We start from the raw sequence: 22,367 nt of genomic DNA, 5'->3' as shown, positions 1-22,367 counted from the left end.
GCGTCCTAACATGATGGTTCCTCCGGAAAACAACCTACTGCGGAAGCCAGAATCATTCTATGGCGGTTGACAGGTACATACGTTCGACTCACACGCGGGCGAAATATCGAGTCGCCACGTCGTATGGCCTTCCCGGACAGCGCACAGACGGCATCCGCAGGTGCCGAACCGATACCCCAGATCTGGCTCTCGTAACGTCCCATGCACGGATCGCTCCAGCGTACGCTAATCGTCGTCGTCGACAGTTTCTCCACAACGGAGAACCGCGAGGGCGTCGGTAGATTCGACATTAGATATCCGCACGTTCAAACGAGGCTGCACGCGAGATTTGCCATAACCGGCTCGATCGTGGCTATCAGAGAAGCCCGAAGTTGCGCGGCTTGCCCGGCATCGAGAAATGCGGTTGCCTGCAGCGGCATATAGTGGACGGTGGTGAGACCAATGCAAGCCAGTACGGCAGAAAGATAGGGCGTGAGGAAATCCGGCTGGTTAGCACGTTCGCCTGTGAACACCCCGCCTGAGGCGATACCAACGAATACCGGACGGTCTCGAAGCATTCCAACCTTGCCAGCGGGCGTCGACTGCATGGTGCGTCCGACCCGGATAAGCTGATCGATCCAGGCTTTCAGCACGGACGGGATCGTCAAGTTATTCATCGGGGTCCCGATGACGATCGCATCGGAGCCCTCGACCTCTTGAATGAGTTCCTCAGCGAGAAGTACCGCGTCAGCGGTCCGTCCAGCCGCGGCCAACGATGCAGGCGTGGAAAGTGCATCGGCGTAGGCGGCTCCGAGATGAGGTATCGGCTCCAACCCGAGGTCCCGACGGCGAACCTGCGCGCTCGGGAAGATCGTTTGAAGCTTCGCGACGATCCCAGCCGACAGCTTTCGGCTATGCGACTCCAGTCTCGGGCTGCAATCGATATGCAGAATGTTCATACAATTTTCTCCGGCAGATTTGCTGCGGCTTTGGTCGCGTGATTGCTTGACCCTGAGTCGTTAGCCTTGGATAGTGGACGAAAACCGTTGTTTGTAAACATAAGACACCGAATTCGGCGAGCGGCCCTAAATCCCTGGATGGCAGTTCATATCTTGGCAGGAAGATTCTGTACCATCGACAGTGCATACAACAGAACCAAGATCGTGATTTTTGTGTGTACCAAGAACATGGATTCAGACTTGCAGATACAGCTCGACCGAACGGCAAAGCGGCCCCTCGCAGAACAGATTTTCGACAGCATCAGCAGGGCAATTGAGTCAGGGCTGCTCGAATCCGGAACACGTTTGCCATCGTGGAAAGACCTTGCCTCGCAGCTCGGGGTGGCGCGCGGGACGGTCCAAGCGGCCTATGACCGTTTGTCTGACGCGCAGATGATCGAAACATTTGGAGCGGGAGGAACGCGGGTGGCCCCGCGCCTTCGCGCCGCCACAACTCAGCGAAAGGCGGCGCGGCTCGGGTCGTTTATGAGGTCGTACGAGGAAATGAACGCAGGGCCGGCGATTTTTCAACTCGGTATTCCGGCGTTTGAAGGGCTACCCGAGAAGCTTTTTTCGCGGGCTCGCTCCTCCAACCTGCTAAAGACCGGATGCCTGTCGTCGCTGCTCTATCCTGATCCGAGAGGTGAGTTCGAACTGCGCAGAGAGATCGCGGGCAATCTCTCCATCGCGCGAAACTTCCACTGTCACCCGGAACAGGTTTTCATCACGTCCGGATACAGCGCCGGCTTAGGCTTGACGCTTCGGGTGTTAGGTTTGGATGGCAAGAAGGTTTGGATGGAAGAACCCGGTTTCATGATCACTCGCAAGGGGCTGGAACTGGCTCGCCTGAACATCGTGCCGATACCGGTAGACGCGGACGGTATAAACGTAGACTACGGCATCGAGACTGCCCCAGACGCTGCGTTAGCAGTCTTGACGCCCGGTCAGCAGGCGCCTCTAGGCTCGACTCTGTCGTTGAGGCGACGCCTTCAACTGCTTGAGTGGGCGGCTTCGAACGATTCGTGGGTCATTGAAGACGATTACCTCGGCGAACTACAACTGGAAGGCAGGCCGGCGCCTGCAATGGCGTCGCTTGATGACGGCAAGCGGGTCATCCACATCGGCTCTTTCAGCAAGACTGTTAGCCCGGCTCTACGTCTTGGATTCGTCGTGGTGCCTGCCGAATTGGCCAATGCATTCGCAGAGGTAGCAGCAACACTCGCTCCCGCGCCGTCACCCGTTATTCAAATCGCCACGGCTCAATTTATGCGGGAGGGCCACTACATCCGGCGTATACGCCGACTCAAGCGTCTATATTCCGCGCAACGAGACGGTCTATCAGAACAGTTACGTATGCGGAACGCGCAATGGGTCAATGCGGGCCTGGCCGTGCTTCTTCGCCTCCCGGAGGGCGCCTCCGATGTGCGCATCGTGCGCGAGGCGATGACTGCCGGTATCGCGCCCTCGCCTTTGTCGGCGTGGTTCGCGAATCCGTCGTGGACTGTGTCCGGCCTTTTGCTCGGGGTTGCAACGGCGCCTGAAGAACACGTCGCCAGGTCATGCCAACGATTGTTCGAGATCATTGACGGATATTGCTGACGAAGCGGGTCGCCGGGCGATTTGAGGTGGGCGTGAAGCACAAAAACGTGACGCGCTTTCGGTGTCCGTCTGGCCACCATTTCCGACGAGAACCCTATGCCGATCGCAGATCCATAATCGCGCTGGCTTTATCGTTGAAAACTTACAAATCGGGGGGCAGGGGAAACGGCCGTTAGAACGCTCGCAACGGTCATCCGACCGCCAGTGGTCCGAAGGGCAGAAGTGGGTCGATATGACCCATTCGCTCTCGGCAGAAGCACATTGGCTTTGCTGCCTGGCGGTTGGAGATCAACGCACTCACCTGGAAGTGCCGGATTCTGCGGGCACACCTGTTCGCCTGCCGAATGGTGACATTACAGATCGAATGTCGATGGCGGATCGTCGCCAGACCGATATCGGGTGCCGGCCCGGCAAGCAATTCCGGCGTGGAGCGCCCGCGCAGATCTTGTTGCGCGGCAATCGTACCTGGTATAACGAGCGCACCTGCGTCATGCCTGCGAGGCAACGCCTGGACCGATAATTTCAGACGGAAAAGAGCAGTCCGTTCGATGTATTATCCAGCGCATCGGACCGTTCCCGGTCCGTGCAGAACACAAATTCGAGCATGGCGCGTAAGCTGTTCCGGGATTCGTTGAAACTGAATGCGACGACACAGCTTGGACGCGTGACGCTCTCCAGCCCCGTCAGATAGCCGCGACGTACGGCCTGACAATCGAGACGGTCTGTGTCAGCCCCTGGGACGCGAGTGTGTCGAGGTATTCATAGGCCGACTTTGGTGGATTGCGGAGTGAGCGCCGATGGTCCGCCATTGCCCGCAGGACCAGCATCTGGTTCAGGTTGAACAGGCCGGCCACAAAATCGTCCGGATGCTGAACCTCGATGCCGAACCGCGCCAGCACGTCAGATGGAAAGTCCTTGAGGTTAAGCGTAACGATCGTCGATGCATGGCAGTGAATGGCGGCGGCCACGACATGGGCATCATCCGGGTCTGGCAACTGAACCGCAGGGATCAGCGGCTCGTAACCGGTAATCTTCGCGTCCCGCACGTGCCTGTCCATCAGGTCACGCGTACGATGGATCATTGACGGATCCAGGTCGGGACGGTCCTCGATCAGGTTACGCGTCCATTCGTCGTGTATCGCGTCCGTCCAGCGTGCGCGAAACAGATCGGTGAGCGCGAGATGCATCATCAGGTTGCGCAACGCTGCGGGGTAGAGAACGCAGGCATCATAGATCGCGGTGAAACTTGATGCCATTTATTCCAGTCCCATTTCCTGATCGAGCGCAGCAAGTTCTTCAAGCGCTGCACGACGATCGGCGTCGACGCGATTCTTGTAGGCCATCACGTCGTCGTAGCGGATGCGCCGATGTGTATTCACCTTCCGGAACGGAATCTCTCCCTTGTCCAGCAGTTGGATAAGGTACGGGCGCGAGACATTAAGAACATCAGCCGCCTCCTGTGAGGTCAGTTCCGCGTGGATCGGGATGATCGAAACCGCGTTGCCTTTTCCGATTTCCGCGAGGGCGTCGACCATCAGCCGGACAAATGACGTCGGCAGCGTGACCGTGCGAACCTCCCCCCTGTCATCCCTGAAGTCGAACTGCTGGTTTTCTGCCCGGCTCGACAGCACAACCGACAGGTCCCGGCCCGAGGTCCTCGCAAGTTCTGCTTCCTGCTCCGAGGGGAGCGTCGTAGGGTGCATGGTGGTGTTCATAGGCGGCTCCTGACTCAATACGACCAATTCTAAATCGAAATATTCGAAATCGCAACAAACGAAACTAGCGTTGCCCCACATTGCCGACGCGTCGCGCTCACGCTCCGCCCAGAAGGCCATCCTGGACGGCTAGGCGCGACATCATCGTTTCCTGCCGATCTCGTTGCACTTCATTCGTTGCCGCCGGAAGGCGCTGGTCGGGACGAGAAAAAACAGATAGTTAGTTGCATCCAATGTACCTGCCATGCGCGTTGGCACGCACGCAAAGTCGTACAACAGTGCGTAACTGGCGAGCGCCACCATCGCAATGCCCGGAGCGGGTGACGAGCAGATAGCAAGGACGCTACGCCCCGATTCAACTTGACTGGCAATACAGATAATGCCGAATGCGTAGCGTTGCCCTCCTCCCGAAATGCTTTCCGCATACAAACTTAAAACAATTTCCGCGCAAACGTTTGAATTAGTAATGCGTGGTTAAGCAATTTGAAATACTCGCCGATAATGAGGCAATGTCACCAGCCTTTCCTTCGCTGCTTCGAACCGGAAGCATGACATCAGTTGTACTAACCATGAAACGTCGCGGGGAGAACGATATCCATGAACGGCAGCTTTCATAACACCAGCATCGGCATACGACTTGGTGCGGGCTTTGGCACCCTCCTCCTGCTGCTATGCATGACAGGTGCGTTCGCAACGTACCAGGCCTCGCGAATCTACGGAGAAGGCACCGTCAAGATTGCGGATGACTGGTTGCCCGGCGTTCAGACACTTGGCGATATCCGCGCCTACGCCAACGGCATACGCAGGACATCACTTCGTCTCGCGATGGAGCCGGACAAGGCCGCGAGGCAAGGACAACGTGCCCAGCACGACAACGCGATCACGAAGCTCGAGATCGCGATGCAGGCTTATCAGAAGCTCATTGCATCGCCGGAAGAAGTTCAGCTTTATCAGCGCTTCCAGCAGGCGTGGAGCGAGTACCTGACGCACGACGCCGCGGTGCTCCAGATATCGGAGGCCGCAGATGAAGCTGCCTTTGCTCGAGCGCGCGCAATTGCGAACGGCGAAGCCGCCCACACCTTTCAGAACGCTCTGGACCTGATCGAAGAAAGCGTTCGCGTCAACAGCCACGGTGCGGAAGTGGCACGCGAAGTCGCGGCTGCGACCTATCGCACGGCATTGACCACAACAGCCTTGATGATGGCATTCGCCGCGATATTCGGCATAGCTACAGCGATTGTGGTCACCCGATCGATCACCACCCCACTGCGCACGGCGGTTACAGTCGCACAAACCGTTGCACGTGGCGACCTGACATCGCAGATCGACGTTGCGGGGCGCGACGAGACGGCACAATTACTGCACGCACTAAAGGACATGAACACGAACCTGGCTGGGCTGATCGGGCGAGTCCGTGCGGGCAGCGAAAGCATCGTCACGGGCTCCGCACAGGTCGCAACTGGCAGCGCGGACCTCAGCACCCGAACCGAAGAACAGGCGGCATCACTGGAAGAAACTGCGTCAAGCATGGAACAATTGACCGCAACTGTTCGACAGAACGCGGAAAGCGCGAAGCAGGGTAATGCGCTGGCAATCAATGCATCCGAGATTGCCGCCCGTGGTGGTTCGGCGGTAGGTCGCGTAGTTGAAACCATGCAGGAAATCTCGGACAGCTCCGCCAAGGTCTCTGAGATCATCGCCGTGATCGAGGGCATTGCGTTTCAGACGAACATCCTGGCGCTTAACGCCGCCGTCGAGGCCGCGCGAGCCGGCGAGCAGGGGCGCGGTTTCGCAGTGGTCGCCGCGGAAGTGCGCGCACTGGCTCAGCGCAGCGCCACCGCGGCGAAAGAGATCAAGACGCTGATCGACGAATCCGCTGAACGCGTCAGCGCCGGCACCAGACTGGTTGACGAGGCGGGACAGACAATCGAAGCTGTTGTGCGATCCGTCGCGCGCGTAACCGACCTGATGGGTGAGATTGCGGCGGCTTCTGGCGAGCAGCACACTGGCATCGAGCAGGTCAACCAGGCTGTAGTCCAGATGGACCAGCTTACGCAGCAAAACGCAGCGCTGGTCGAGGAGGCATCCGCAGCGGCACAGTCGATGAACGATCAGGCTACGGAACTGCGCAATGCAGTCGCTGCATTCAGGGTCACGTGAGAAGAAGGACGCAGTTCGTCGACCAGCAGCCTTTCGGGCTCGGCACAGTCGCGGCGCCCCCCACCTTCCCGGCGTCCAGAGTTAGCCTGCGTCGCCCCTCGGCCAAGGAAAACCGACAACTGGGAAACCTTCTGATTGCGCACCTGAGGCGTCCATCCGTCGCGAATGAATGGTGCAATAGCCGCCGGATCGCTTTTACCCGCACCCGGTGCCGCAACCGGATAATGTTAAGGCGTTCCTAAGGGCGTACACGTACGATCGCGGCGTTGAAATCGACGTTCACGGATACCATGAATCAGTTGCTGATCGTCATAGGCGTTTGCTTGTTTGCGCTCTCGCTCCTGGTACTACTCGCCACACTGCTCCTCGGGAGCCCGGTGTGACAGTTCTTCGCCTGCGACGGCGGTCGCGAACCCGTTCCTGGACCGATAACCCGCTATCAGCGCGCGAACAGATCGGTAGTTGCAAGGTGCACCAACAAACCGCGTTCCACTGGTAGGTAACGAAGACACGTGTACGGGAAACACGAGCCAGGATTCCTGGTCAGTCTCTGCATACCGTTGTCGAGTGAGACTATCGGGCGATCAAGCAACGCACGCGGCCACTTCTGGCTTCAGCAGCTTTCGTTGCAACCGCATCCTGTTAAGTGGCAGTCCTACCTGCATTACCGTTTTTTCGTCGTCCCGACTTCACCACGACAGCCATTCGTATTTCACGGCCCCATTTTCGCGAGACATTGCTTAACGCCTGTTTCGCAGGATCAGCTGATTCGACACCGACCTGACTCCGCGCACTGACCTTGCCGCGTTGCCGGCAAGCCCGATCTGCCGTCTCTCCGGTACCCATCCCGCGAGCGTAACGACGCCAAGGCGCGCCCTGACCCGAATCCCTGAGGCATCCACGCCCGGTGTGCGCCAGAGGGCGCTGCGGACATCACGAGTCACCGCACTATCTGGCCTGTTCTGAAGTCGCGACGTCGAGTACGCTGCCCTTTGCACAGTCGCGCCCGGCCGAGAGTTCACGCCCGTTTGCGCGTTCGCGTGGATCGCGCTACTAATCGTGATGACGATAGCGAGGATTACGCCGATCTTGCTGCTCACACCGTTCACGTTCATGCTCCCCTCTCTGCAAAAGACGACAGCCCGGCCCGCGTCAACGCACGGCGCTGGAACAAACCGGTGAGTTCCATCGTTTACTCATCAGGTAACTACGCCCCGAACGGCAGGCAACTTCGGGAGCTACCGCCGTGGCGTAATTTTGGGCACGCATACCGACGTGCTGGGTGACGCCACTCGCACGACGTCGAATGCGTCGGGAATTCATGCAGCCATTCATCATGGACAACCCGCTTCGTTTCGGGACATTGCTCGTCTGTCTCGGCCTTGCTGCGCCTGCGCTCGCTCAGACATACGACGAGTCATCCGTGTCCGACTATGGCACGAATTGCCGTGCGGTTGCCGGGCAGGCAGAAATAGATGGCACGACGCAGCAGATGGTCGGCCGGGCCTGCCTGCAGAGTGACGGGACCTGGCAGATCGTGCAAAACCCGGACGGCAGCGTGCTTTGGTATCCAGTTACGGCCTATCCCTATCCCGACCCCTGGCGGTGGGGGCCGCCGTTATTCATTGGCGGGAGCGTGATCTTGATCTTTGTTGATCAATTTCATCACTTTCACCGCTTTCGCTTTGTTCATTTCCATCAATTGGATCACGGCCATTTCGGTGCACCAATCGGAGCGGGATTTCACCGTGCCCCGTTCCCCCGCGGTGGTCTACGTAGCTTCGGTGGCATGCGTGTCTTCGGCGGAATGAGGGAATCCGGCGGTATGCACGGGGACGATGGAGTGCATCGGCGTTAGTACAATTTTCGCTTAGGGCTCCTCTCGCTAATCTCATGCGGGATCGTCCAACGGGGCCGGTCAGAATCGCGGCCCAAGGGAACTCGCATCGTCACTGCGCGTGAGGAATAAGGCGTCGACGCGCTGCGTTTGATGACTATATCAGCGCCCGCGTTCGCGATGAATCGCGCGGCGCGTCGCAATGCTCCCGCAGTTCGGCATCGTCGGTAACACTGCGGCTAACGGCTTGCGGGATATCCCGTCGCGGAAGTTCCTGCGGGCTTCCACCAGGAGGAAATCATCATGAAGTTGCTTCGAGTGGTTCTTGCGTGTCTCGTTTGCCTCGGAATGGCTGCAGCCTCTGGATCCGTGGCCGCGAGCGGCGATACGGATCAAGGCGGCAACGCTGCCTCGAGCAGTTCAACCAGCTCATCTGGGGGTGGTTACTGACCGCCGCGCGCCGTACTGCGCTGTACGTCGCCGTGCGCTCCTTGCGATCCACGGCATACGCGTTGGGCGCGCCCGGCGATGGATCCGCGGGCAGTCGAACGACATTACGTGTTTTCGAACACGTTCGCCGGACTCCGGGTGTGACCGCTTGTACGGACGTCGCTCCGCAGGCCGGCAAACAGTATTACTGCCGCCCCAACAATAGTTTGTCTTTGAACGCTGAACCCTCGCGCTGGATGACGTTGCGTGCGACGTGTTCGGTCGGGGATAGCCGAAAGGAGATAGCAGATGAATGTTACCAGGTTCAGGCGCGCCATTCGCGCGCTTGCCGGCGTCGCTTGCGCCGCAGTGGTGAGCGTGGCGCTTGCCGCGCCCATGTCATTCTCCGTACCGCTCAATGGATCAGAGCAGGTGCCTCCCATACAAACCAGGGGCATGTGTGAAGCCAGGCTCATCTACGATCCCGACACACGCCAGGTGACCTGGAACGTAACGTGCACCAACCTCTCGAGTCCAGTGACGATGGCGCATTTTCACCTCGGGACAGCAGGAAAGAACGGCGAAGCTGTCGTCTGGCTGACGAAAGTGGGTAGCACTAGCACTCCCATTGACGGCCCCATCCAGGGTGTGAGCACACTCACGCCAGATCAGGCAAAGGACTTCGTCGCCGGCAATTTATACATCAATGTCCACACGAAGGACCATCCGGATGGCGAGGTCCGCGGTCAAGTGTTGGTGCCGAAGTAGTAGCCGATGAAGGTGCCGCAGCCGAGCACGCCGGACTGTACGCTGCTCAGATGCCACTGTGCACGCAGCACCGGCAGCGCAAAGGCCAGCACGGCTGCATCCATCGCATCGAATACGTATCTTCGTAGTGGTTTGGCGAACGCGCGCTGATTTGGCGTAGGCCGTCGTTGGGCGGCATCAACGTAAGCGAATGTGCGAACACGCACAGCAAGGCTAACTGCCTGCAGATTCCGACTACATGCCGCCTACATCGGACTAACGCCCGCGGCAAGCGAGACCGAACTGGGCTGACTTTAGCGGCCAGGTCCACACCGGTCACGCTGATGACAGCGTCCCCGGCGAAACTTGGGGACGATTCGTATAGAGAATTTTCGACATCCTTCATGTAGCGGCTGCATGCAAATGCTGTGTTTTTGACCGCTGGCATGCTGGTCGGCTCTTTGCGTTCCTCGTGCACAGCGGCTCTCAAGTCGACACCCCGCCCTCAACCCTGCGCGACAGCGAACCCGGGGCGCACCCGTTGGACATCCAGCCAACTGGCAAGCGAAGACATCTCCGGGTGCGTAGCAAGCAACGCGTGGAAGCGATCGTTGAGTCCATACCACCGGTGTGCGGCCAGCGTGACGACGAGATCGGCGAGCGTAAACCGGTTCAATACCAGGTAGTCCCGCGTCCGGAGTCGCTCGTCCGCAATACGGAGGAGGCGCGCCGATTCGGCAAAGGACGCGCGAATCGCTCCATAGTCGCGTTGCGGTTCCACCGTGCGCGTCAACCCGAGGAACGCGACGCGCAATGTCGCCCATAAAGTGCCCAGTTGCCAGTCCATCCATCGTTCAACTTCCGAGCGCCCTGCTGCGTCCAACGGCAGCAGGTGGTCGGCGCCACGGGTCGCCGCGAGGTAACGAAGGATCGCGTTCGATTCCCAGACCACCTGCTCGCCATCGACAAGCGTCGGCACCAGGCCGTTTGGATTGAGCTCCCGGTACGCCGGCGTATCGACGACACCGAACTGCAATCCCGCGTCGATGCGCTGAAAATCGGCGCCTTCCGCGAGTCCCACTTCACAGAGACACCAGAGCACCTTTTGCACATTGATCGAGCTACGTCTTCCATAAAGCTGCATGCAATTCTCCCTCAATGGATCTTGCCCGCCAGTACATTCAACAGGCCCGCGGCAACGAGGACGAACAACGGATTGATGCGAGAGCGCGACATGAACACGGCCAGTGCCGCAAGCGCGAGAACCCAGATCGACCATGTCGGTGACGCTGCACGCAACACAGCCAGCGAGCTTGCCAGGATAAGTCCCGTCGCGACCGGCGCGAGCCCTGTTTGAGCGTGCCGATGCCACGGGTGGCGATTGTGCCGGCGCCACACCAGTGTTGCCGCAAACGCAAGCAGCGACGAAGGCAGAAAGAGCGCGAGCGATGCAATGACCGCGCCACTCCATCCTGCCTCCTTCCATCCGATCAGGGTGGCCAGCAACGAGCCTGGACCGGGCGCCGCGCGCGAAATCGCAAACAGGTCGACGAACTCGCGCTGCGTCAGCCAGCCGTGAATGACTACGGCCTGCTGGTTGATGTCAGCTATGACACTTTGTCCGCCGCCGACGGACAGCAGTGATAGCGGTGCGAACACCGCTATCAGTTGCAGATAAATGTTGTCACGCATCCGGCGCTGTCCTTCGCGAAAGCAGCACGCCAGCCGTGCCTGCGACGACCGCAACCGGCACGAGCGGCCAGCGCAGCACGCCGACCGCGACGAACACTGCGATGCTCAGCACGAGCGGCCAACTCCGGACACCCGTGGCGGCATGCGCCGCACGCACGCCGACCGACGCCGTCATGCCCACCGCGGCTGCCGCGACCCCCTCAAGAAATTCGTGCACAGCCGCGCCCCGTATCCATAGGCTGAACGCGCTCGTGAACAGCACGATCACGATCATCGGCGGAGCGAGCAGCGCGATGACTGCCACCAGGCTGCCCGGCAAACCGCGCATCCGGTAGCCAACGTAGACAGAAAGATTCACCACATTGGAGCCCGGCAAGATCTGCCCGAGTGTCATCGCGCTGAGAAACTCCCCTTCTTCGAGCCAGCCGCGCTGCGTGACCACCTCGCGGTAGAGCCACGCGGACAGCCCGCCGCCGAAGCTCGTCAGCCCGACGCGGGCAAACAGCGCGGCAATGTCCACGCACGAGACTTCATGCATCGGTCGGCTGATTTCCGAATTCATCAGGACTCCGATAAGCATTCTTCGAGCCGCATTCCGGCACTCAATGGCGGTCCTCGGCAAACTGGTGTTCTGTCAATTGCTCCTGGGCTTCCTGAAAAGCCTTCGGCGGTTGCCGGCGGCTCCAGATCGATGCGCCGACACTGATGCACGCGCACAACAGCAGGCCAGCGGAGATCGGACTGCGAACGAACACGGTCGGATCGCCGTCCGAGATAGTCAATGCCTGGCGGAACGATTGCTCGAGCGTATGGCCGAGGATCAGCCCGAACAACAATGGTGCCTTCGGAATGTCGAGCTTGCGGAACGCGTAACCAAGCACGCCGAAACCAAGCGCCATGTACAAGTCGAAGGGGTCGCTGTTGAACGAGTACACCCCAGCCGATGCGATCACGAGAATCAGGCTCAGCAGCACACCCGGCGGAACGTACAGGATGCGCGACAGGATGCCGACGAGGGGCAGGTTCAACAGCAACAGCATGATATTGCCGATGTACATACTCGCAATCAGCCCCCACACGAGGTCCGGCTGCGTATGGAACAGCAGCGGTCCCGGCTGGATGCCGTACATGATGAACGCGCCCATGATCACCGCGGTCGAACCGGAGCCCGGCACGCCCAGCGCCAGCAGGTGGACGAATGCGCCGCAGGTGTCGGCATTCGTTGCCGCTTCGGGCGCGGCTACGCCTTCGATCGCGCCGTGGCCGAATTCTTCGGGATGCCTGGAAATTTTCTTTTCCAGCACGTACGAGAGCATCGACGCAAGCGTGCCGCCGAGACCGGGCGCCGCGCCGCACAGGAAGCCGACAAACGTTCCGCGCAGCGCTGCCGGACGCGCGCGGCGCCATTCGTCGCGCGAGAACCACAGTTTGCCCTCGACACGCACGGTGTGCAGCGTCCCACCGAGTGTCCCCTCGACCATGCGGCCCACTTCGGAGATCGCGAACAGGCCGACTACCACGACGAGGAAGTTGACGCGGTCCTGCAGTTCGGTGAAGCCCAGCGTGAAGCGCGGAACGCCGCTTTGCAGATCGATCCCGACGGTGGCGAGTCCAAGACCGAGGAACACCGAAATCATTCCCTTTGCAAGCGACTCGCCGGTGAGCGCACTGGCCGTCGAAAGTGCGAAGCAGATCAGCGCGAAGTATTCAGTTGGCCCGAAATGCAGTGCCACGGCGGCGAGCGGCACCGCCACGAAGGACAGCAACGTCACACCGATCATGCCGGCAATGAACGAGCTGGTCGCGGCGATCGCGAGCGTGGCGGCTGCGCGACCTTTTCGCGCTAGCGGATATCCGTCGAGCACAGTCATCACCGCGGCGGCGTCGCCGGGCGTGTTGAGCAGGATTGCCGTTACCGCGCCGCCATACATGCAGCCGTAATAGATTCCAGTCAGCATCATCAATGCTGACGTCGGGTCCATGCCGAACGTCACCGGAATGAGCAGCGCGATGCCGGCCGACGGTCCGATTCCGGGCAAGTGGCTGATCATCGTGCCGATGAAGACACCGATCAGCGTATAGAGCAGGTGGGTTGGCGTGGCAGCGATCGACAACCCATGCAGAATGCCTTGCAGACTTTCCATCATGCGGGCCTCAGAATGGCAGCAAACCCGTCGGCATCGGAACGCCGAGAAGCTTGGAGAAGACAAGGTCGAACGCCAATGCCACACCAAACGCCACGATCACATTCATCAGGTGACGCTTGCGGTTAAAGTAGCTGAGCAGACCAAGAAGGAACACGCTCGTCGAGATCAGATAGCCGACCGGCTCGAAGCATGTGTAATAGATGATGGCCCAGAGGATCATTCCGATCAGCACGAGCGGCTGAACCTTGGGCGCCGGTTCGACGTGCGCTGCCACTTTGCGCGCCTCGGTGTTGGGACGCGTCCTGCGTTTGCTGCGCGTTTCGAGCAGCAACAGCAATGCCGATGCAATCAATCCTACGCCAACGAGCGCGGGGAAAGCCTTCGGGCCGAGCGGATCGCTCAGCCTGACTTCTGGTAGCCGCATGTTGAGCACCAGATAGCCCGCCGCCAAGACGATCACGCAGACAGCGAGGCCTACGTCGCCCTTGATAGATTTCATGTCTCCTCCAGTTCTGCGGCCGCACCGCGCGCGGCGTGGGTGCCGGAGACAAACCCGCCCATCATGGCGTGGTTCCTCTCCGGCGCGGGCCGGCTTACTTCTCGTTGTAGCGGCCGGGCTTGACGACCTCGGCGATCGTGCCGTCCGGCGCACGGAACTTCAGCGCGCCTTCGCCCTTCGCCGAGAGAATTTCGCCGCCGTACTGGCGAATCTTCTCAGCGGCCACTTCCTGGTCGTCGACCGTCACGCCCCAGTGATGCAGACGCGGGCCTGGGCCGGCCAGTTGCGCCTCATGCGATTCTTCACTGTCGTACTTCATGAGCGTGAAGTCGATATGGCCGTCGGTCATGTGACGCGAGATGTGCTGACGATTACGACCCGTCTTGACTTCCGTGAAGCCAAAGACCTCCGTGTAGAAACGGGTTGCCTCGTCGAGGTCGAGGACTTTGACGGCGAGGTGAACGATGCGGGACATATGATTCTCCATGTCGATATTTACAGCGATGAAAAAATAAAGCCGAAATCGGCGGCAGCCGGGGTCGGCTGCCCGACCGGCCGGCAAACCGGCCAATCCATTCCCTGACGATTAGTTCCGCGCGAGACCCAGCTCACCCATGAGCGGGCCGAGGCGCCCGGCTTCATCGTCGAGAAACTGCTTGGTCTGCGTGCTGTTGCGATACGCAGCCGTCCATTCGTTGCGTTTGACCGCCTCGGCCCATTCGGGCGACGAAGTCGCTTTCTGCAACACGTTGTCCCACCACGCGATCTCGTCGGCACTCATCCCCTTCGGTCCGACCAGCACTCGCCAGGTGGTGAAGTCCACGTCCAGCCCCTGCTCCTTCCAGGTCGGCACATCAGCCAGCACGCCGCTGTCGCGCTGACCGCCGGCGACCGCGATCATGCGCGTGCGGCCGGACTGGCTCGGTCCGATCACCGTGCCGGCCGGTGTCGCCGTCACGGTCACATGGCCGCCCATCAGCGAGGTCACCGCTTCGCCGCCCGAATCGAAAAACACGATCTTCAATTTCCTGGGATCCTGGCCGGCCGCCTTGACCACGAGCGCTGCGGCGTCGTGACTTTGTCCGCCGGGCGAACTCGATACGCCGATCGTGACGCTTTGCGGGTTCTGCTTGAGCATCGCGATCAGGTCCTTGCCGGTCTTGATTGGCGACGACGCGGGCACCGAAAACACCACCTGCTCAGTCACGAACATGCCGAGCGGTGTCACGTCGCCGATGCCGACTTTCGACAGGCCGGTGATCTGGTTTGTGACGAGCGGCAGCGCCTGGACACTGACGTAGTGCCCATCGGCATGGTGGTTATTGATGTACGCGAGGCCGACCGTGCCGCTCCCACCCGGACGGTTCAACACCGTGATCGGCTTGCTCGACAGCTTTTCCTGCACGATGGCGTTCTGCAGCGTGCGCGCCACGAGGTCGAGGCCGCCGCCCGCCGCGCTGGGCACCACGATCTCGATCGGCCGGTGCGGCGCCCAGGCGTCGGCAGCGAGGGCCGGCAACGCTTGTGCACCGAGCAACGCCGTGCACATTGCGAGTACGGCACGAGATGAAGTCAGCCTCTTTGTCATCAATCGTCTCCAGTTATATGTTGTATTGCGTATTGCGAGAGGTGTTGCGAGAAAGCCTAGAAACTAAATCCGTCAAAGGTGCTCACGGCAAACAACTGCTCAATCGGCACCGCGCCCGCGATCAGACCGTCATCGGTCGCATAGCGCTGCAGCGTGTCGATGTCGTGCCGGTTGCCGGCCATACCGTAGCGCCAGTAGTCGTCGCCCATTACCCCTTTTATTCGCTCCACTTCGGACACGATCCAGGGATGCATCACACGCAGCGTGTCGGCGGTGACGATTTCCTGCATCGCAATCTCGTGCGCCTTACGAAACGCCTGATAGACGTTCACGGGCAGCCATGGGTGCCGCTCGACCAGCGAGCGGCGAATGCCGACCATGTGCATCGGCGGGAAAAGACCTGTCTTGCGAACCCATGCTTCTTCCGCCGAACGGAAGTCATGAAACAGGCGTTGCACCTTCGCGTTGCGCCCGAAGCACGACGGCGGTCGCGGCGCGATCACGGCGTCGATGTCGCCCTCGTCAAGCAGCGCGGCGAGCGTCTGGTCCGGCCCAACCGGTTCGATGCGCAACTCGGGCGGCAGGTTCACAGGCATGCGAGCCTCACGTCCGGTCTGTTCGAGACCGCCTGTCACCCATGTCACGTCGCATCGGTCAAAGCCATATTCGTCGGCAAGCATGCCCCGGACCCAGATGCCCGCGGTCTGCTGGAAATCGGGCACGCCGATGCGACATCCCTTGAGCGCTTCGGGCGAATCGATGCCGCGGTCGCTGCGCACATAGATTGCCGAATGGCGGAACGAGCGCGACAGGAACACCGGAATGCCGATATAGCGACTCTGGCCACGCGCCGTCGTGAGAATGTGTGTCCCGAGTGACAGCTCGGAAATATCGAATTCCTCATGACGAAAAGCGCGTTGAAACAGCGCTTCCGCCGGACCGTCGATAAAGTTGATCCGGCAGCCCTCGATCCGTACGCGTCCATCCAGCAACGCGCGGCTGCGATCAGTGTTTTGGCATGCTAGCGATAGCTCAAGCATAAGAGATGGAAAGTAGCGTTCCTGGTGTGTTGACATGCCCGCCAGGCAAGCCGGGCATGAATCGTGATTCTGCTTTGCACTGCGAAGTAAATAATCGGGTCCGCGCTCGACGCCCGGACCTTTCAACCTGTTCACCGTACGCTCCAAACGGCGGAGCGCAGGTCATCGCCGGGCGACTTCGCCGATTGCTCCGCTGGCGCCTTCTGCGTTCTTCGTCATGCCGTCGAGCGAAACAAGCATGCGCTCCTTGCCCCGCGAAACATGTCCGAAGCTCGTGCGGTAGCTCAGTTCGGCGTCCTTCGCCTTCAGCGCGGCCACGATCTCGCGGTGCTCCACGTTCGACTCCAGCAACGCGCCGCGTTGCACCAGCCCGTGAACGCGAAACAGGTGAAACTCCTTGACGAAAGCGCGATACAGCCTGATCAGCCGGGAGTTACCGGTCGAGCACACGATGTAGTCGTGGAACTCGAGGTTAAGCGGATCGAAGTGCGCAAAGTCACCCTTCTCGGCCGCGTCCTGCATGTCATCGACGTAGCGTTCCAGCTGACCGGCCATCTCCTGCGTCAGCATCGGCGCGAGCAGCGACGCCGACAGTGCGGTTAGACCCGTGCGCAAGTCGTAGACCTCGATCGCGTCATCGCGCGTGACGCGCTTGATGAATACGCCGCGATTTGGAACGAGATAGACGAGACCGAGTTCGGTAAGTGCACGGCACGCTTCACGCACGGGCCCCCGACTCACAGCCAGCTTGTCCGCGACAGCTTTTTCGTTCAGACGTTGCCCTGGTGCGAGTTCGCCACTCAGGATCATCCGTTCGATTTCGCGTTGCACGACTCCCGTGAGCGTATGCGCACGAAACTCGGCGACGGTGACGGTGGAGGAATTCAGTTCAGTGTCCATGTGCAAATTCTAATTGCCGAATGAAAACTGTCAACACTTTTCATTTAACCATAGGGTCTTCCCCAAGCAACGTCGCGTACCACGACGCACGGAACCTGGACGCTCAAGCTATGACCAGCACGTGCGCATCGCCGCGAGACAGCACTGGTAGACTCGCCTGCCAACGCCCGACGTAACCGGTCGAGCGGCAAACTTCCGGCGACATCGCGGATTGCGGCCACGCAAACCCGTGACGCAGGTCCTTCGCCTGCGCGCATATTTGTCGCCAATCGCACAGGTCCCGGGACGTCGAGACCTGCGGTGTTTCCCGCTCAAAAAGCCCGACACTACTGCCCGATACGTCACGCCCTCGCCTGCTCCGATCAAAAAAGAAAAATGTTGACAGTTGGCGTATTGCATTTTACATTGCCGCATCGAGACCCAAGACCGTTGTTCGGGATCGGCCACGCCCTCTCGAGTCAGTTCGCGCAGCAAGCGCCTTGCGACTTAATACGTAGTACGAATTAACTATTGGAGCACCTGATTTGCAGTAACTAACGCGCGAATCACCGATCTCGAAACGAGATCGCTCTGATTCGCCTCAATAACATTGGAGACAACATGCGACCTTTCTTGCGGATGGGACTTTTTGCCGTTGTTGCGGCTTGTACCTTGTCTGGAATCGCGAAGGCGGAGGGGCAATCGCACTACAAACTTGTGAAGACCATCGACTTGCCTGGCAAAGGCGGCCACGGCGACTGGGTGGTCTATGACTCACCCGCCAATGAGGTTTGGCTGGCGCAAGCGCCTAACCATTCCGTGGTGGTCATTGACGCAAACGGTCTCAACGTGAAGGCCACTATTGGCGGCATAGAGGACGCCAACGGGATCGCATTGAGCGACCGTTACGCGTTTGTCGCCGACGCGACAGCGAACAAACTGGTAGTGATCGACAAGAGGTCCTACAAACAGGTGGCAAGCGTCGACACAGGCGGGAAGGGCTCCGACGGGGTCAGTATCGACACTCGTGCGGGGCGCGTCTATGTGGGCAACGACGACAGCGATACCGAGTCCGTATTCATGGATCGGCCGCCATTCAAGAAGATCGGCGACATTGCCCTGACGCCCAATCCCGCGAAACATGGGCCCGACGTCAATCTGTACGTGCCAACTCTCGCACGCGTCTACCAACCCGTCGACAACGTCGTCGATGTGATCGATCCGAAGACGCAAAAAGTAGAAGCTGTCTGGGACTTCAACCTCAAGAAAGATGCAAAGCCGATGGTCTACGACAGTCAAGGCAAACATCTCATCATCGGAAGCCGTGACAAAAAGGTCCTTGTGGCCGATCCCGATGGAAAACTCGTTTCAAGCATCCCGTTCGAGGGTGGCAATATCGACCAGATCGCGATCGATGTAAGCGCGCGGCGCATTTTTCTCGGAGATAAATCCGGCCAGCTCGAAGTGATCGATCTCGACACGAACCAGGTCGTGGATCACCTACCTGCGGAAAAGGACACGCATACGTTGACAGTCGATCCTCATACGCACCGGGTCTTCGTGTATCTGGACTCGAGCAACAAGGTTGCCGTCTTCGAACCAGCATAAATTTTCGACCATACATTTAGTAATCCAAAATATAAAGGAGACATGATGGACCGTCAGAAAATCTTGGCAGGCATAGCGACTATTGTACCGACGCTAACACTTGCGCCGTGCGCTCACGCCCAAAGCACGGTCACGCTGTACGGCGAACTCGACGAGGCGCTAACCTACTACAACAAGGTCGGGAATCATTCGCTGATTGAATTGCAAGGGGCAAATCTGACTTCCAACAAGTGGGGGATGCTGGGCAAGGAGGACCTCGGCGGCGGGTTGAAGGCTATTTTCAAGCTGGAAAGCGGATTCAACATCAACACGGGAAAGTCGAGCCAGGGTGGGCGGCTATTCGGAAAAGACGCCTGGGTTGGTTTGGCTAGCGACAGCCTCGGGACCCTGACGATGGGCCGACAGCTGGATACCACCGTCGATCTTGTTCAACCGCTGACGGCTGATAACTACGGCCCGGCATTCACAACACCGGGCGATGCCGACAACAACGACAATTCCTTTCGTCTTCAGAACGCGATCAAGTATGCCAGCCCAACCTATCGCGGCCTCCAGTTTGAGTTGATGTATGGATTAGGCGGCGTAGCCGGCGATTTCACGTCGCAAGGCGCATCGTCCGCCTCCGTTGCGTATACGAACGGGGGCTTTGGCGCCGCAGCGGGTTATGTCTATGCGCGCAATGACGGCCCTGGCGGCGTGGGCACAGCGGATCAGACCCAGAACAGCTCGGTAACGCCACTTTTCGGCGACACGCCGTTTGTCGGTTCGCGGATGATCGTCCACGTCGCAACGCAGTACGAATTTGGCAAATTCACCGCCAACGTTCGTTATAGCAATGCCCAATGGAAACCGTACGTCACCTTCGCGGCATTCAATCGTACGCAGACGTTCAATACGGCGGCGACCTCGCTGGCCTACCAGATGACCCCGGCATTCCAGATGATGGCTGGGTATACATACACAAAATCGAGCGGTGGTTCCTCGGCGACCTATAACAATGTCGCGCTGGGTGCCGAGTATTCTTTGTCCAAACGCACCATGCTTTATGCGATCGGCGCGTACTCGCATGCGCATGGCACCACGTTCAGTGAAGACGGCAACAGCCTTGTCGCCGCTGGCGGTACGGTCGGCGACCTCACGTCAAGCTCGAGCACGCCGAACCAGATTGTCCTTATGGTGGGCTACACAACAAAGTTTTGAGGTGGTGTAACAGGTTAATGATCGACGCCTTCGCACCCGACTCGTGACGGGACCCATGCTACGTGCCCGCCCGGACACGTAGCGGCCGGCGAAAGGGAGCGACTGTCTGCGTCGCCTGCTCCGGGGCGCAAGTGCGGCGAACCCGTACGGCAGGAATGCTTTCGTGAGCGTCTCCCCTCTCACGTCCGAAGCCCGCGCCGGTCTAATGCCGGGAACCGGCTGGTGCAAGATGCGCAGAAAAAGTAAAGTGTTGACATTTTCCATGCGCACTCATAAACTCCGGCTATGGATATTGAGAACCCTTCGAGTACCGTCTCCCTCGCCGACTTCCGGGCGCACACGCTGACTGGCGTTGTGCAGCATGAGATCGAGCGAATGATTCTGAGCGGTGAGCTAAAGCCGGGCCAGCGACTCAACGAAAAGGCCGTCGCCGACAAGCTTGGCGTGAGTCGAGGTCCCGTACGCGAGGCATGTCGCACCCTGGCCGAACTGGGGCTCGTTTATTTGATTCCGCAGCGCGGCGTCTTCATTCAGCGTGTGACGCGCGACGACGCTGCCGAGGTTTATGACCTGCGCGCGGGGCTCACTGCGTTGTCTGCCTCCCTCCTCGCTCCGCTTTTGACGACGTCAATGGAAAAGCAACTCGACGGCTATGTCGACGAGATGCAAGTGGCCGCGGAAAAAGGTGACTTCGCCCGGTTTGATCACGTGAACCAGGAGTTTCACGATTTCATCGTTCGCTCAACCGGCAATTCCCGTCTCCTCAAGGTTTACCGTGCGTTCGTGAAAGAGTTTCATCTCTTCCGCGTGCATGGACTCGTTCAGAGCGGCGCTTTGCTGGAGTCCAACGAAGAACATCGACAAATCGTGAACGCCCTGAAGTCGCGCAACGTCGACCTCAGTTATGAAACGAGCTTCAGCCATGTGTCAAAGGGTAAGGAGCGGATGCTGCAGGCACTTGATCGTATGGCCAGTATCGACGCCGACGTCGATGAGCGCAAGGTCGGTGCCGACGTGGACTAATCTTCGCGAGAGGCGAACGGGAAGGCGGATGCGCAGCACGTATTCCGCTGATCTGACGCCGCTCCAATACTTTCCAGACGCGACCAGATAATTTCGTGATCCGGTTAATGCGCCGGCAAAGCGCGACCTGGACGTTCCCCATACTCGGTCAGGAGCGGCGCAATCGCCGCAAGGCCGCTGGCACCGCGCACCGCCAACTCGATTGGCGGAGTCGACCGGAATAAAAGGGCTGCGCATCTTCAGGCCGGTTGCGGCGATACGCCACCATGCGCCCGAGGGCGTGCCGTATGGGTTTCAGCGACAACGCCCAATTTGGACGCGCAGTACCAATCCTGTATCCTTCGGTCATTTACGCGCGCTCCCCAAACCGCTGCGTACTCCTTGACCCCAAGCCCTCTTCCGCTGAACCCATGCCAGGAATTCGCAACTCAGGCGACCAGCCGCTGTATGAAATCGTCCGCGCAGGGATTCTCGAGCAATTACGCATCGGCAAATGGGCGGCTGGGGAGAAAATCCCCACCGAGCCACAATTGGCCGAGGCGTTCGGCGTCGGCATCGGCACCATCAGGCGGGCGGTCGAGGAACTGGTGGCGGAGCGCCTGCTGATCCGCCGTGCGGGCCGTGGCACGATCGTCGCGAAGTTCGCCGACGAGCACGCGTTCGATCAATATTTTAACTTCGTCGATCGCGATGGCAACGCCGTGCATGTCACCGCCCAGTTGTTGCGCTTCGGCAAGGAGCGCGCAACGCCCGCGCTCGCGTCGGTCCTGAATCTCGAGCGCGGCGCACGCCTCGCGAGCGTACAGAACTTGCGCCTGCGCGACGGCGTGCCTGTGATGCTCGATCTTCTGTGGATGCCGTTCGATCTCTTCCCGGATCTCAGCGCCGAGAGTTTCGCCGCGCGTCGCGGTTCAATCTACGGCTTCTATCAGGAAAGCTTCGGCATTTCGGTCGTGCGCGTGGTCGAAGACCTGGGCGGCGCGATCGCCGACGAGCCGATCGCGCTCGCGCTCAACGTACCGGTCGGCACGCCCGTGCTGCGCATCGAGCGCACCGCCTACACGTTCAAGGACAAGCCGGTCGAGTACCGCGTGCGTTTCGTCGAATCGAGTCGGTGCGTCTATCGCAACACCCGCGGTTTGCAGGACTAGGAAGCGGTTCGAGCGCCTGGCGCAGCTTCGGCAGCACACGCGCACGCCCGCGCCGCCGCTTTCCGGTCGACCACTC

24 protein-coding genes are annotated in these 22,367 nt (G+C 59.8%); 9 read left to right on the top strand and 15 right to left on the bottom strand.

Annotated elements, in window-relative coordinates; genetic code table 11:
• Nucleotides 1-5: 5 nt before the first annotated feature.
• Both U5A57_RS36420 and U5A57_RS36415 read right to left on the bottom strand, forming a co-directional pair.
• Nucleotides 6-290, bottom strand: coding sequence for a DUF3331 domain-containing protein (locus U5A57_RS36420; protein ID WP_321916666.1), 285 nt, complete (start codon nt 288-290; stop codon nt 6-8).
• Nucleotides 291-305: 15 nt separating this feature from the next.
• A complete protein-coding gene (locus U5A57_RS36415; RefSeq protein WP_321916664.1) occupies nt 306-938 on the bottom strand; it encodes an FMN-dependent NADH-azoreductase in 633 nt (210 codons plus the stop codon).
• A 138-nt stretch (nt 939-1,076) separates the two neighbouring features.
• On the opposite strand from U5A57_RS36415, the gene U5A57_RS36410 reads away from it, so the two are divergent.
• Nucleotides 1,077-2,576, top strand: coding sequence for a PLP-dependent aminotransferase family protein (locus U5A57_RS36410; RefSeq protein ID WP_415774700.1), 1,500 nt, complete (start codon nt 1,077-1,079; stop codon nt 2,574-2,576).
• A 232-nt stretch (nt 2,577-2,808) separates the two neighbouring features.
• Nucleotides 2,809-3,096, top strand: a complete 288-nt coding sequence (locus U5A57_RS36405; protein ID WP_321916662.1) for a hypothetical protein — start codon at nt 2,809-2,811, stop codon at nt 3,094-3,096.
• Between the two features lie 163 nt (nt 3,097-3,259).
• On the opposite strand, the gene U5A57_RS36400 is transcribed toward U5A57_RS36405, so the two are convergent.
• Both U5A57_RS36400 and U5A57_RS36395 read right to left on the bottom strand, forming a co-directional pair.
• The gene (locus U5A57_RS36400; protein ID WP_321916660.1) at nt 3,260-3,832 is read right to left on the bottom strand and encodes a PIN domain-containing protein; all 573 of its coding nucleotides are present in this window, start codon (nt 3,830-3,832) and stop codon (nt 3,260-3,262) included.
• Nucleotides 3,833-4,291: a helix-turn-helix domain-containing protein gene (locus tag U5A57_RS36395; RefSeq protein WP_321916658.1), complete on the bottom strand. Its 459-nt coding sequence runs from the start codon at nt 4,289-4,291 to the stop codon at nt 3,833-3,835.
• Between the two features lie 597 nt (nt 4,292-4,888).
• On the opposite strand from U5A57_RS36395, the gene U5A57_RS36390 reads away from it, so the two are divergent.
• Nucleotides 4,889-6,451: a methyl-accepting chemotaxis protein gene (locus U5A57_RS36390; protein ID WP_321916656.1), complete on the top strand. Its 1,563-nt coding sequence runs from the start codon at nt 4,889-4,891 to the stop codon at nt 6,449-6,451.
• A 740-nt stretch (nt 6,452-7,191) separates the two neighbouring features.
• Here U5A57_RS36390 and U5A57_RS36385 read toward each other — a convergent pair.
• On the bottom strand, nt 7,192-7,566 hold the full coding sequence (locus U5A57_RS36385; RefSeq protein ID WP_321916654.1) for a BON domain-containing protein: 375 nt from the start codon (nt 7,564-7,566) through the stop codon (nt 7,192-7,194).
• A 221-nt stretch (nt 7,567-7,787) separates the two neighbouring features.
• Between U5A57_RS36385 and U5A57_RS36380 the strand changes: the two genes are divergently transcribed.
• On the top strand, nt 7,788-8,309 hold the full coding sequence (locus U5A57_RS36380; protein ID WP_321916652.1) for a hypothetical protein: 522 nt from the start codon (nt 7,788-7,790) through the stop codon (nt 8,307-8,309).
• A 717-nt stretch (nt 8,310-9,026) separates the two neighbouring features.
• Nucleotides 9,027-9,485, top strand: a complete 459-nt coding sequence (locus U5A57_RS36375) for a CHRD domain-containing protein (protein ID WP_321916650.1) — start codon at nt 9,027-9,029, stop codon at nt 9,483-9,485.
• Here the strand turns inward: U5A57_RS36375 and U5A57_RS36370 are convergent.
• The 10 genes from U5A57_RS36370 to U5A57_RS36325 form a co-directional block, all read right to left on the bottom strand.
• Entirely contained in the window at nt 9,464-9,589 is a 126-nt protein-coding gene (locus U5A57_RS36370; RefSeq protein ID WP_321916648.1) for a hypothetical protein, read from the bottom strand. The two genes, U5A57_RS36375 and U5A57_RS36370, sit on opposite strands and share 22 nt — an antisense overlap.
• Before the next feature lie 380 nt (nt 9,590-9,969).
• Nucleotides 9,970-10,608 carry a glutathione S-transferase family protein gene (locus U5A57_RS36365; RefSeq protein WP_321916647.1) on the bottom strand — a complete coding sequence of 213 codons (639 nt, stop codon included), beginning with the start codon at nt 10,606-10,608 and terminating at the stop codon, nt 9,970-9,972.
• An 11-nt stretch (nt 10,609-10,619) separates the two neighbouring features.
• Complete coding sequence (locus U5A57_RS36360; protein ID WP_321916646.1) at nt 10,620-11,156, bottom strand: chromate transporter; 537 nt, start codon at nt 11,154-11,156, stop codon at nt 10,620-10,622.
• A complete protein-coding gene (locus U5A57_RS36355; protein ID WP_321916644.1) occupies nt 11,149-11,718 on the bottom strand; it encodes a chromate transporter in 570 nt (189 codons plus the stop codon). Before U5A57_RS36355 ends, U5A57_RS36360 begins: the two co-directional genes overlap by 8 nt.
• Nucleotides 11,719-11,758: 40 nt before the next feature.
• Nucleotides 11,759-13,303 carry a tripartite tricarboxylate transporter permease gene (locus tag U5A57_RS36350; protein ID WP_321916642.1) on the bottom strand — a complete coding sequence of 515 codons (1,545 nt, stop codon included), beginning with the start codon at nt 13,301-13,303 and terminating at the stop codon, nt 11,759-11,761.
• A 7-nt stretch (nt 13,304-13,310) separates the two neighbouring features.
• Nucleotides 13,311-13,802: a tripartite tricarboxylate transporter TctB family protein gene (locus U5A57_RS36345; RefSeq protein ID WP_321916640.1), complete on the bottom strand. Its 492-nt coding sequence runs from the start codon at nt 13,800-13,802 to the stop codon at nt 13,311-13,313.
• A 94-nt stretch (nt 13,803-13,896) separates the two neighbouring features.
• Nucleotides 13,897-14,277 (bottom strand): VOC family protein, encoded by a 381-nt coding sequence (locus U5A57_RS36340; RefSeq protein ID WP_042263311.1) that lies wholly within the window; start codon nt 14,275-14,277, stop codon nt 13,897-13,899.
• A 111-nt stretch (nt 14,278-14,388) separates the two neighbouring features.
• Nucleotides 14,389-15,390, bottom strand: coding sequence for a tripartite tricarboxylate transporter substrate binding protein (locus U5A57_RS36335; protein WP_321916638.1), 1,002 nt, complete (start codon nt 15,388-15,390; stop codon nt 14,389-14,391).
• Between the two features lie 56 nt (nt 15,391-15,446).
• A complete protein-coding gene (locus tag U5A57_RS36330) occupies nt 15,447-16,565 on the bottom strand; it encodes an ABC transporter substrate-binding protein (protein WP_321916636.1) in 1,119 nt (372 codons plus the stop codon).
• A 27-nt stretch (nt 16,566-16,592) separates the two neighbouring features.
• A complete protein-coding gene (locus tag U5A57_RS36325) occupies nt 16,593-17,330 on the bottom strand; it encodes an FCD domain-containing protein (RefSeq protein ID WP_321916634.1) in 738 nt (245 codons plus the stop codon).
• Between the two features lie 600 nt (nt 17,331-17,930).
• Here U5A57_RS36325 and U5A57_RS36320 point away from each other — a divergent pair.
• The 4 genes from U5A57_RS36320 to U5A57_RS36305 all read left to right on the top strand — a co-directional run bounded on the left by U5A57_RS36320 (nt 17,931) and on the right by U5A57_RS36305 (nt 22,291).
• Nucleotides 17,931-18,917, top strand: coding sequence for a YncE family protein (locus U5A57_RS36320; protein WP_321916632.1), 987 nt, complete (start codon nt 17,931-17,933; stop codon nt 18,915-18,917).
• A 42-nt stretch (nt 18,918-18,959) separates the two neighbouring features.
• A complete protein-coding gene (locus tag U5A57_RS36315) occupies nt 18,960-20,117 on the top strand; it encodes a porin (protein ID WP_321916630.1) in 1,158 nt (385 codons plus the stop codon).
• A gap of 285 nt (nt 20,118-20,402) precedes the next feature.
• Complete coding sequence (locus tag U5A57_RS36310; RefSeq protein ID WP_321916629.1) at nt 20,403-21,140, top strand: GntR family transcriptional regulator; 738 nt, start codon at nt 20,403-20,405, stop codon at nt 21,138-21,140.
• A gap of 410 nt (nt 21,141-21,550) precedes the next feature.
• Entirely contained in the window at nt 21,551-22,291 is a 741-nt protein-coding gene (locus tag U5A57_RS36305) for a GntR family transcriptional regulator (protein ID WP_321916627.1), read from the top strand.
• Nucleotides 22,292-22,367 lie beyond the last annotated feature (76 nt).

Source organism: Paraburkholderia sp. J11-2, assembly GCF_905220185.1.
In the GTDB taxonomy this organism is placed as follows: Bacteria; Pseudomonadota; Gammaproteobacteria; order Burkholderiales; family Burkholderiaceae; genus Paraburkholderia.
Note: the sequence above shows the minus strand (reverse complement) of the source record. Positions and strands in the feature narration are given on the sequence as shown.

What these genes read in the sequence shown, in the direction of transcription:
- U5A57_RS36405 (WP_321916662.1), top strand. Translation starts at nt 2,809, where the DNA reads ATGACCCATTCGCTCTCGGCAGAAGCACATTGGCTTTGCTGCCTGGCG.
- U5A57_RS36320 (WP_321916632.1), top strand. Translation starts at nt 17,931, where the DNA reads ATGCGACCTTTCTTGCGGATGGGACTTTTTGCCGTTGTTGCGGCTTGT.
- U5A57_RS36385 (WP_321916654.1), bottom strand. Translation starts at nt 7,566, where the DNA reads ATGAACGTGAACGGTGTGAGCAGCAAGATCGGCGTAATCCTCGCTATC.
- U5A57_RS36305 (WP_321916627.1), top strand. Translation starts at nt 21,551, where the DNA reads ATGCCAGGAATTCGCAACTCAGGCGACCAGCCGCTGTATGAAATCGTC.
- U5A57_RS36355 (WP_321916644.1), bottom strand. Translation starts at nt 11,718, where the DNA reads ATGAATTCGGAAATCAGCCGACCGATGCATGAAGTCTCGTGCGTGGAC.
- U5A57_RS36345 (WP_321916640.1), bottom strand. Translation starts at nt 13,802, where the DNA reads ATGAAATCTATCAAGGGCGACGTAGGCCTCGCTGTCTGCGTGATCGTC.
- U5A57_RS36335 (WP_321916638.1), bottom strand. Translation starts at nt 15,390, where the DNA reads ATGACAAAGAGGCTGACTTCATCTCGTGCCGTACTCGCAATGTGCACG.
- U5A57_RS36400 (WP_321916660.1), bottom strand. Translation starts at nt 3,832, where the DNA reads ATGGCATCAAGTTTCACCGCGATCTATGATGCCTGCGTTCTCTACCCC.
- U5A57_RS36370 (WP_321916648.1), bottom strand. Translation starts at nt 9,589, where the DNA reads ATGGATGCAGCCGTGCTGGCCTTTGCGCTGCCGGTGCTGCGTGCACAG.
- U5A57_RS36420 (WP_321916666.1), bottom strand. Translation starts at nt 290, where the DNA reads ATGTCGAATCTACCGACGCCCTCGCGGTTCTCCGTTGTGGAGAAACTG.
- U5A57_RS36390 (WP_321916656.1), top strand. Translation starts at nt 4,889, where the DNA reads ATGAACGGCAGCTTTCATAACACCAGCATCGGCATACGACTTGGTGCG.
- U5A57_RS36365 (WP_321916647.1), bottom strand. Translation starts at nt 10,608, where the DNA reads ATGCAGCTTTATGGAAGACGTAGCTCGATCAATGTGCAAAAGGTGCTC.
- U5A57_RS36395 (WP_321916658.1), bottom strand. Translation starts at nt 4,291, where the DNA reads ATGAACACCACCATGCACCCTACGACGCTCCCCTCGGAGCAGGAAGCA.
- U5A57_RS36415 (WP_321916664.1), bottom strand. Translation starts at nt 938, where the DNA reads ATGAACATTCTGCATATCGATTGCAGCCCGAGACTGGAGTCGCATAGC.
- U5A57_RS36325 (WP_321916634.1), bottom strand. Translation starts at nt 17,330, where the DNA reads ATGGACACTGAACTGAATTCCTCCACCGTCACCGTCGCCGAGTTTCGT.
- U5A57_RS36375 (WP_321916650.1), top strand. Translation starts at nt 9,027, where the DNA reads ATGAATGTTACCAGGTTCAGGCGCGCCATTCGCGCGCTTGCCGGCGTC.
- U5A57_RS36350 (WP_321916642.1), bottom strand. Translation starts at nt 13,303, where the DNA reads ATGATGGAAAGTCTGCAAGGCATTCTGCATGGGTTGTCGATCGCTGCC.
- U5A57_RS36410 (WP_415774700.1), top strand. Translation starts at nt 1,077, where the DNA reads ATGGCAGTTCATATCTTGGCAGGAAGATTCTGTACCATCGACAGTGCA.
- U5A57_RS36380 (WP_321916652.1), top strand. Translation starts at nt 7,788, where the DNA reads ATGGACAACCCGCTTCGTTTCGGGACATTGCTCGTCTGTCTCGGCCTT.
- U5A57_RS36340 (WP_042263311.1), bottom strand. Translation starts at nt 14,277, where the DNA reads ATGTCCCGCATCGTTCACCTCGCCGTCAAAGTCCTCGACCTCGACGAG.
- U5A57_RS36360 (WP_321916646.1), bottom strand. Translation starts at nt 11,156, where the DNA reads ATGCGTGACAACATTTATCTGCAACTGATAGCGGTGTTCGCACCGCTA.
- U5A57_RS36315 (WP_321916630.1), top strand. Translation starts at nt 18,960, where the DNA reads ATGATGGACCGTCAGAAAATCTTGGCAGGCATAGCGACTATTGTACCG.
- U5A57_RS36310 (WP_321916629.1), top strand. Translation starts at nt 20,403, where the DNA reads ATGGATATTGAGAACCCTTCGAGTACCGTCTCCCTCGCCGACTTCCGG.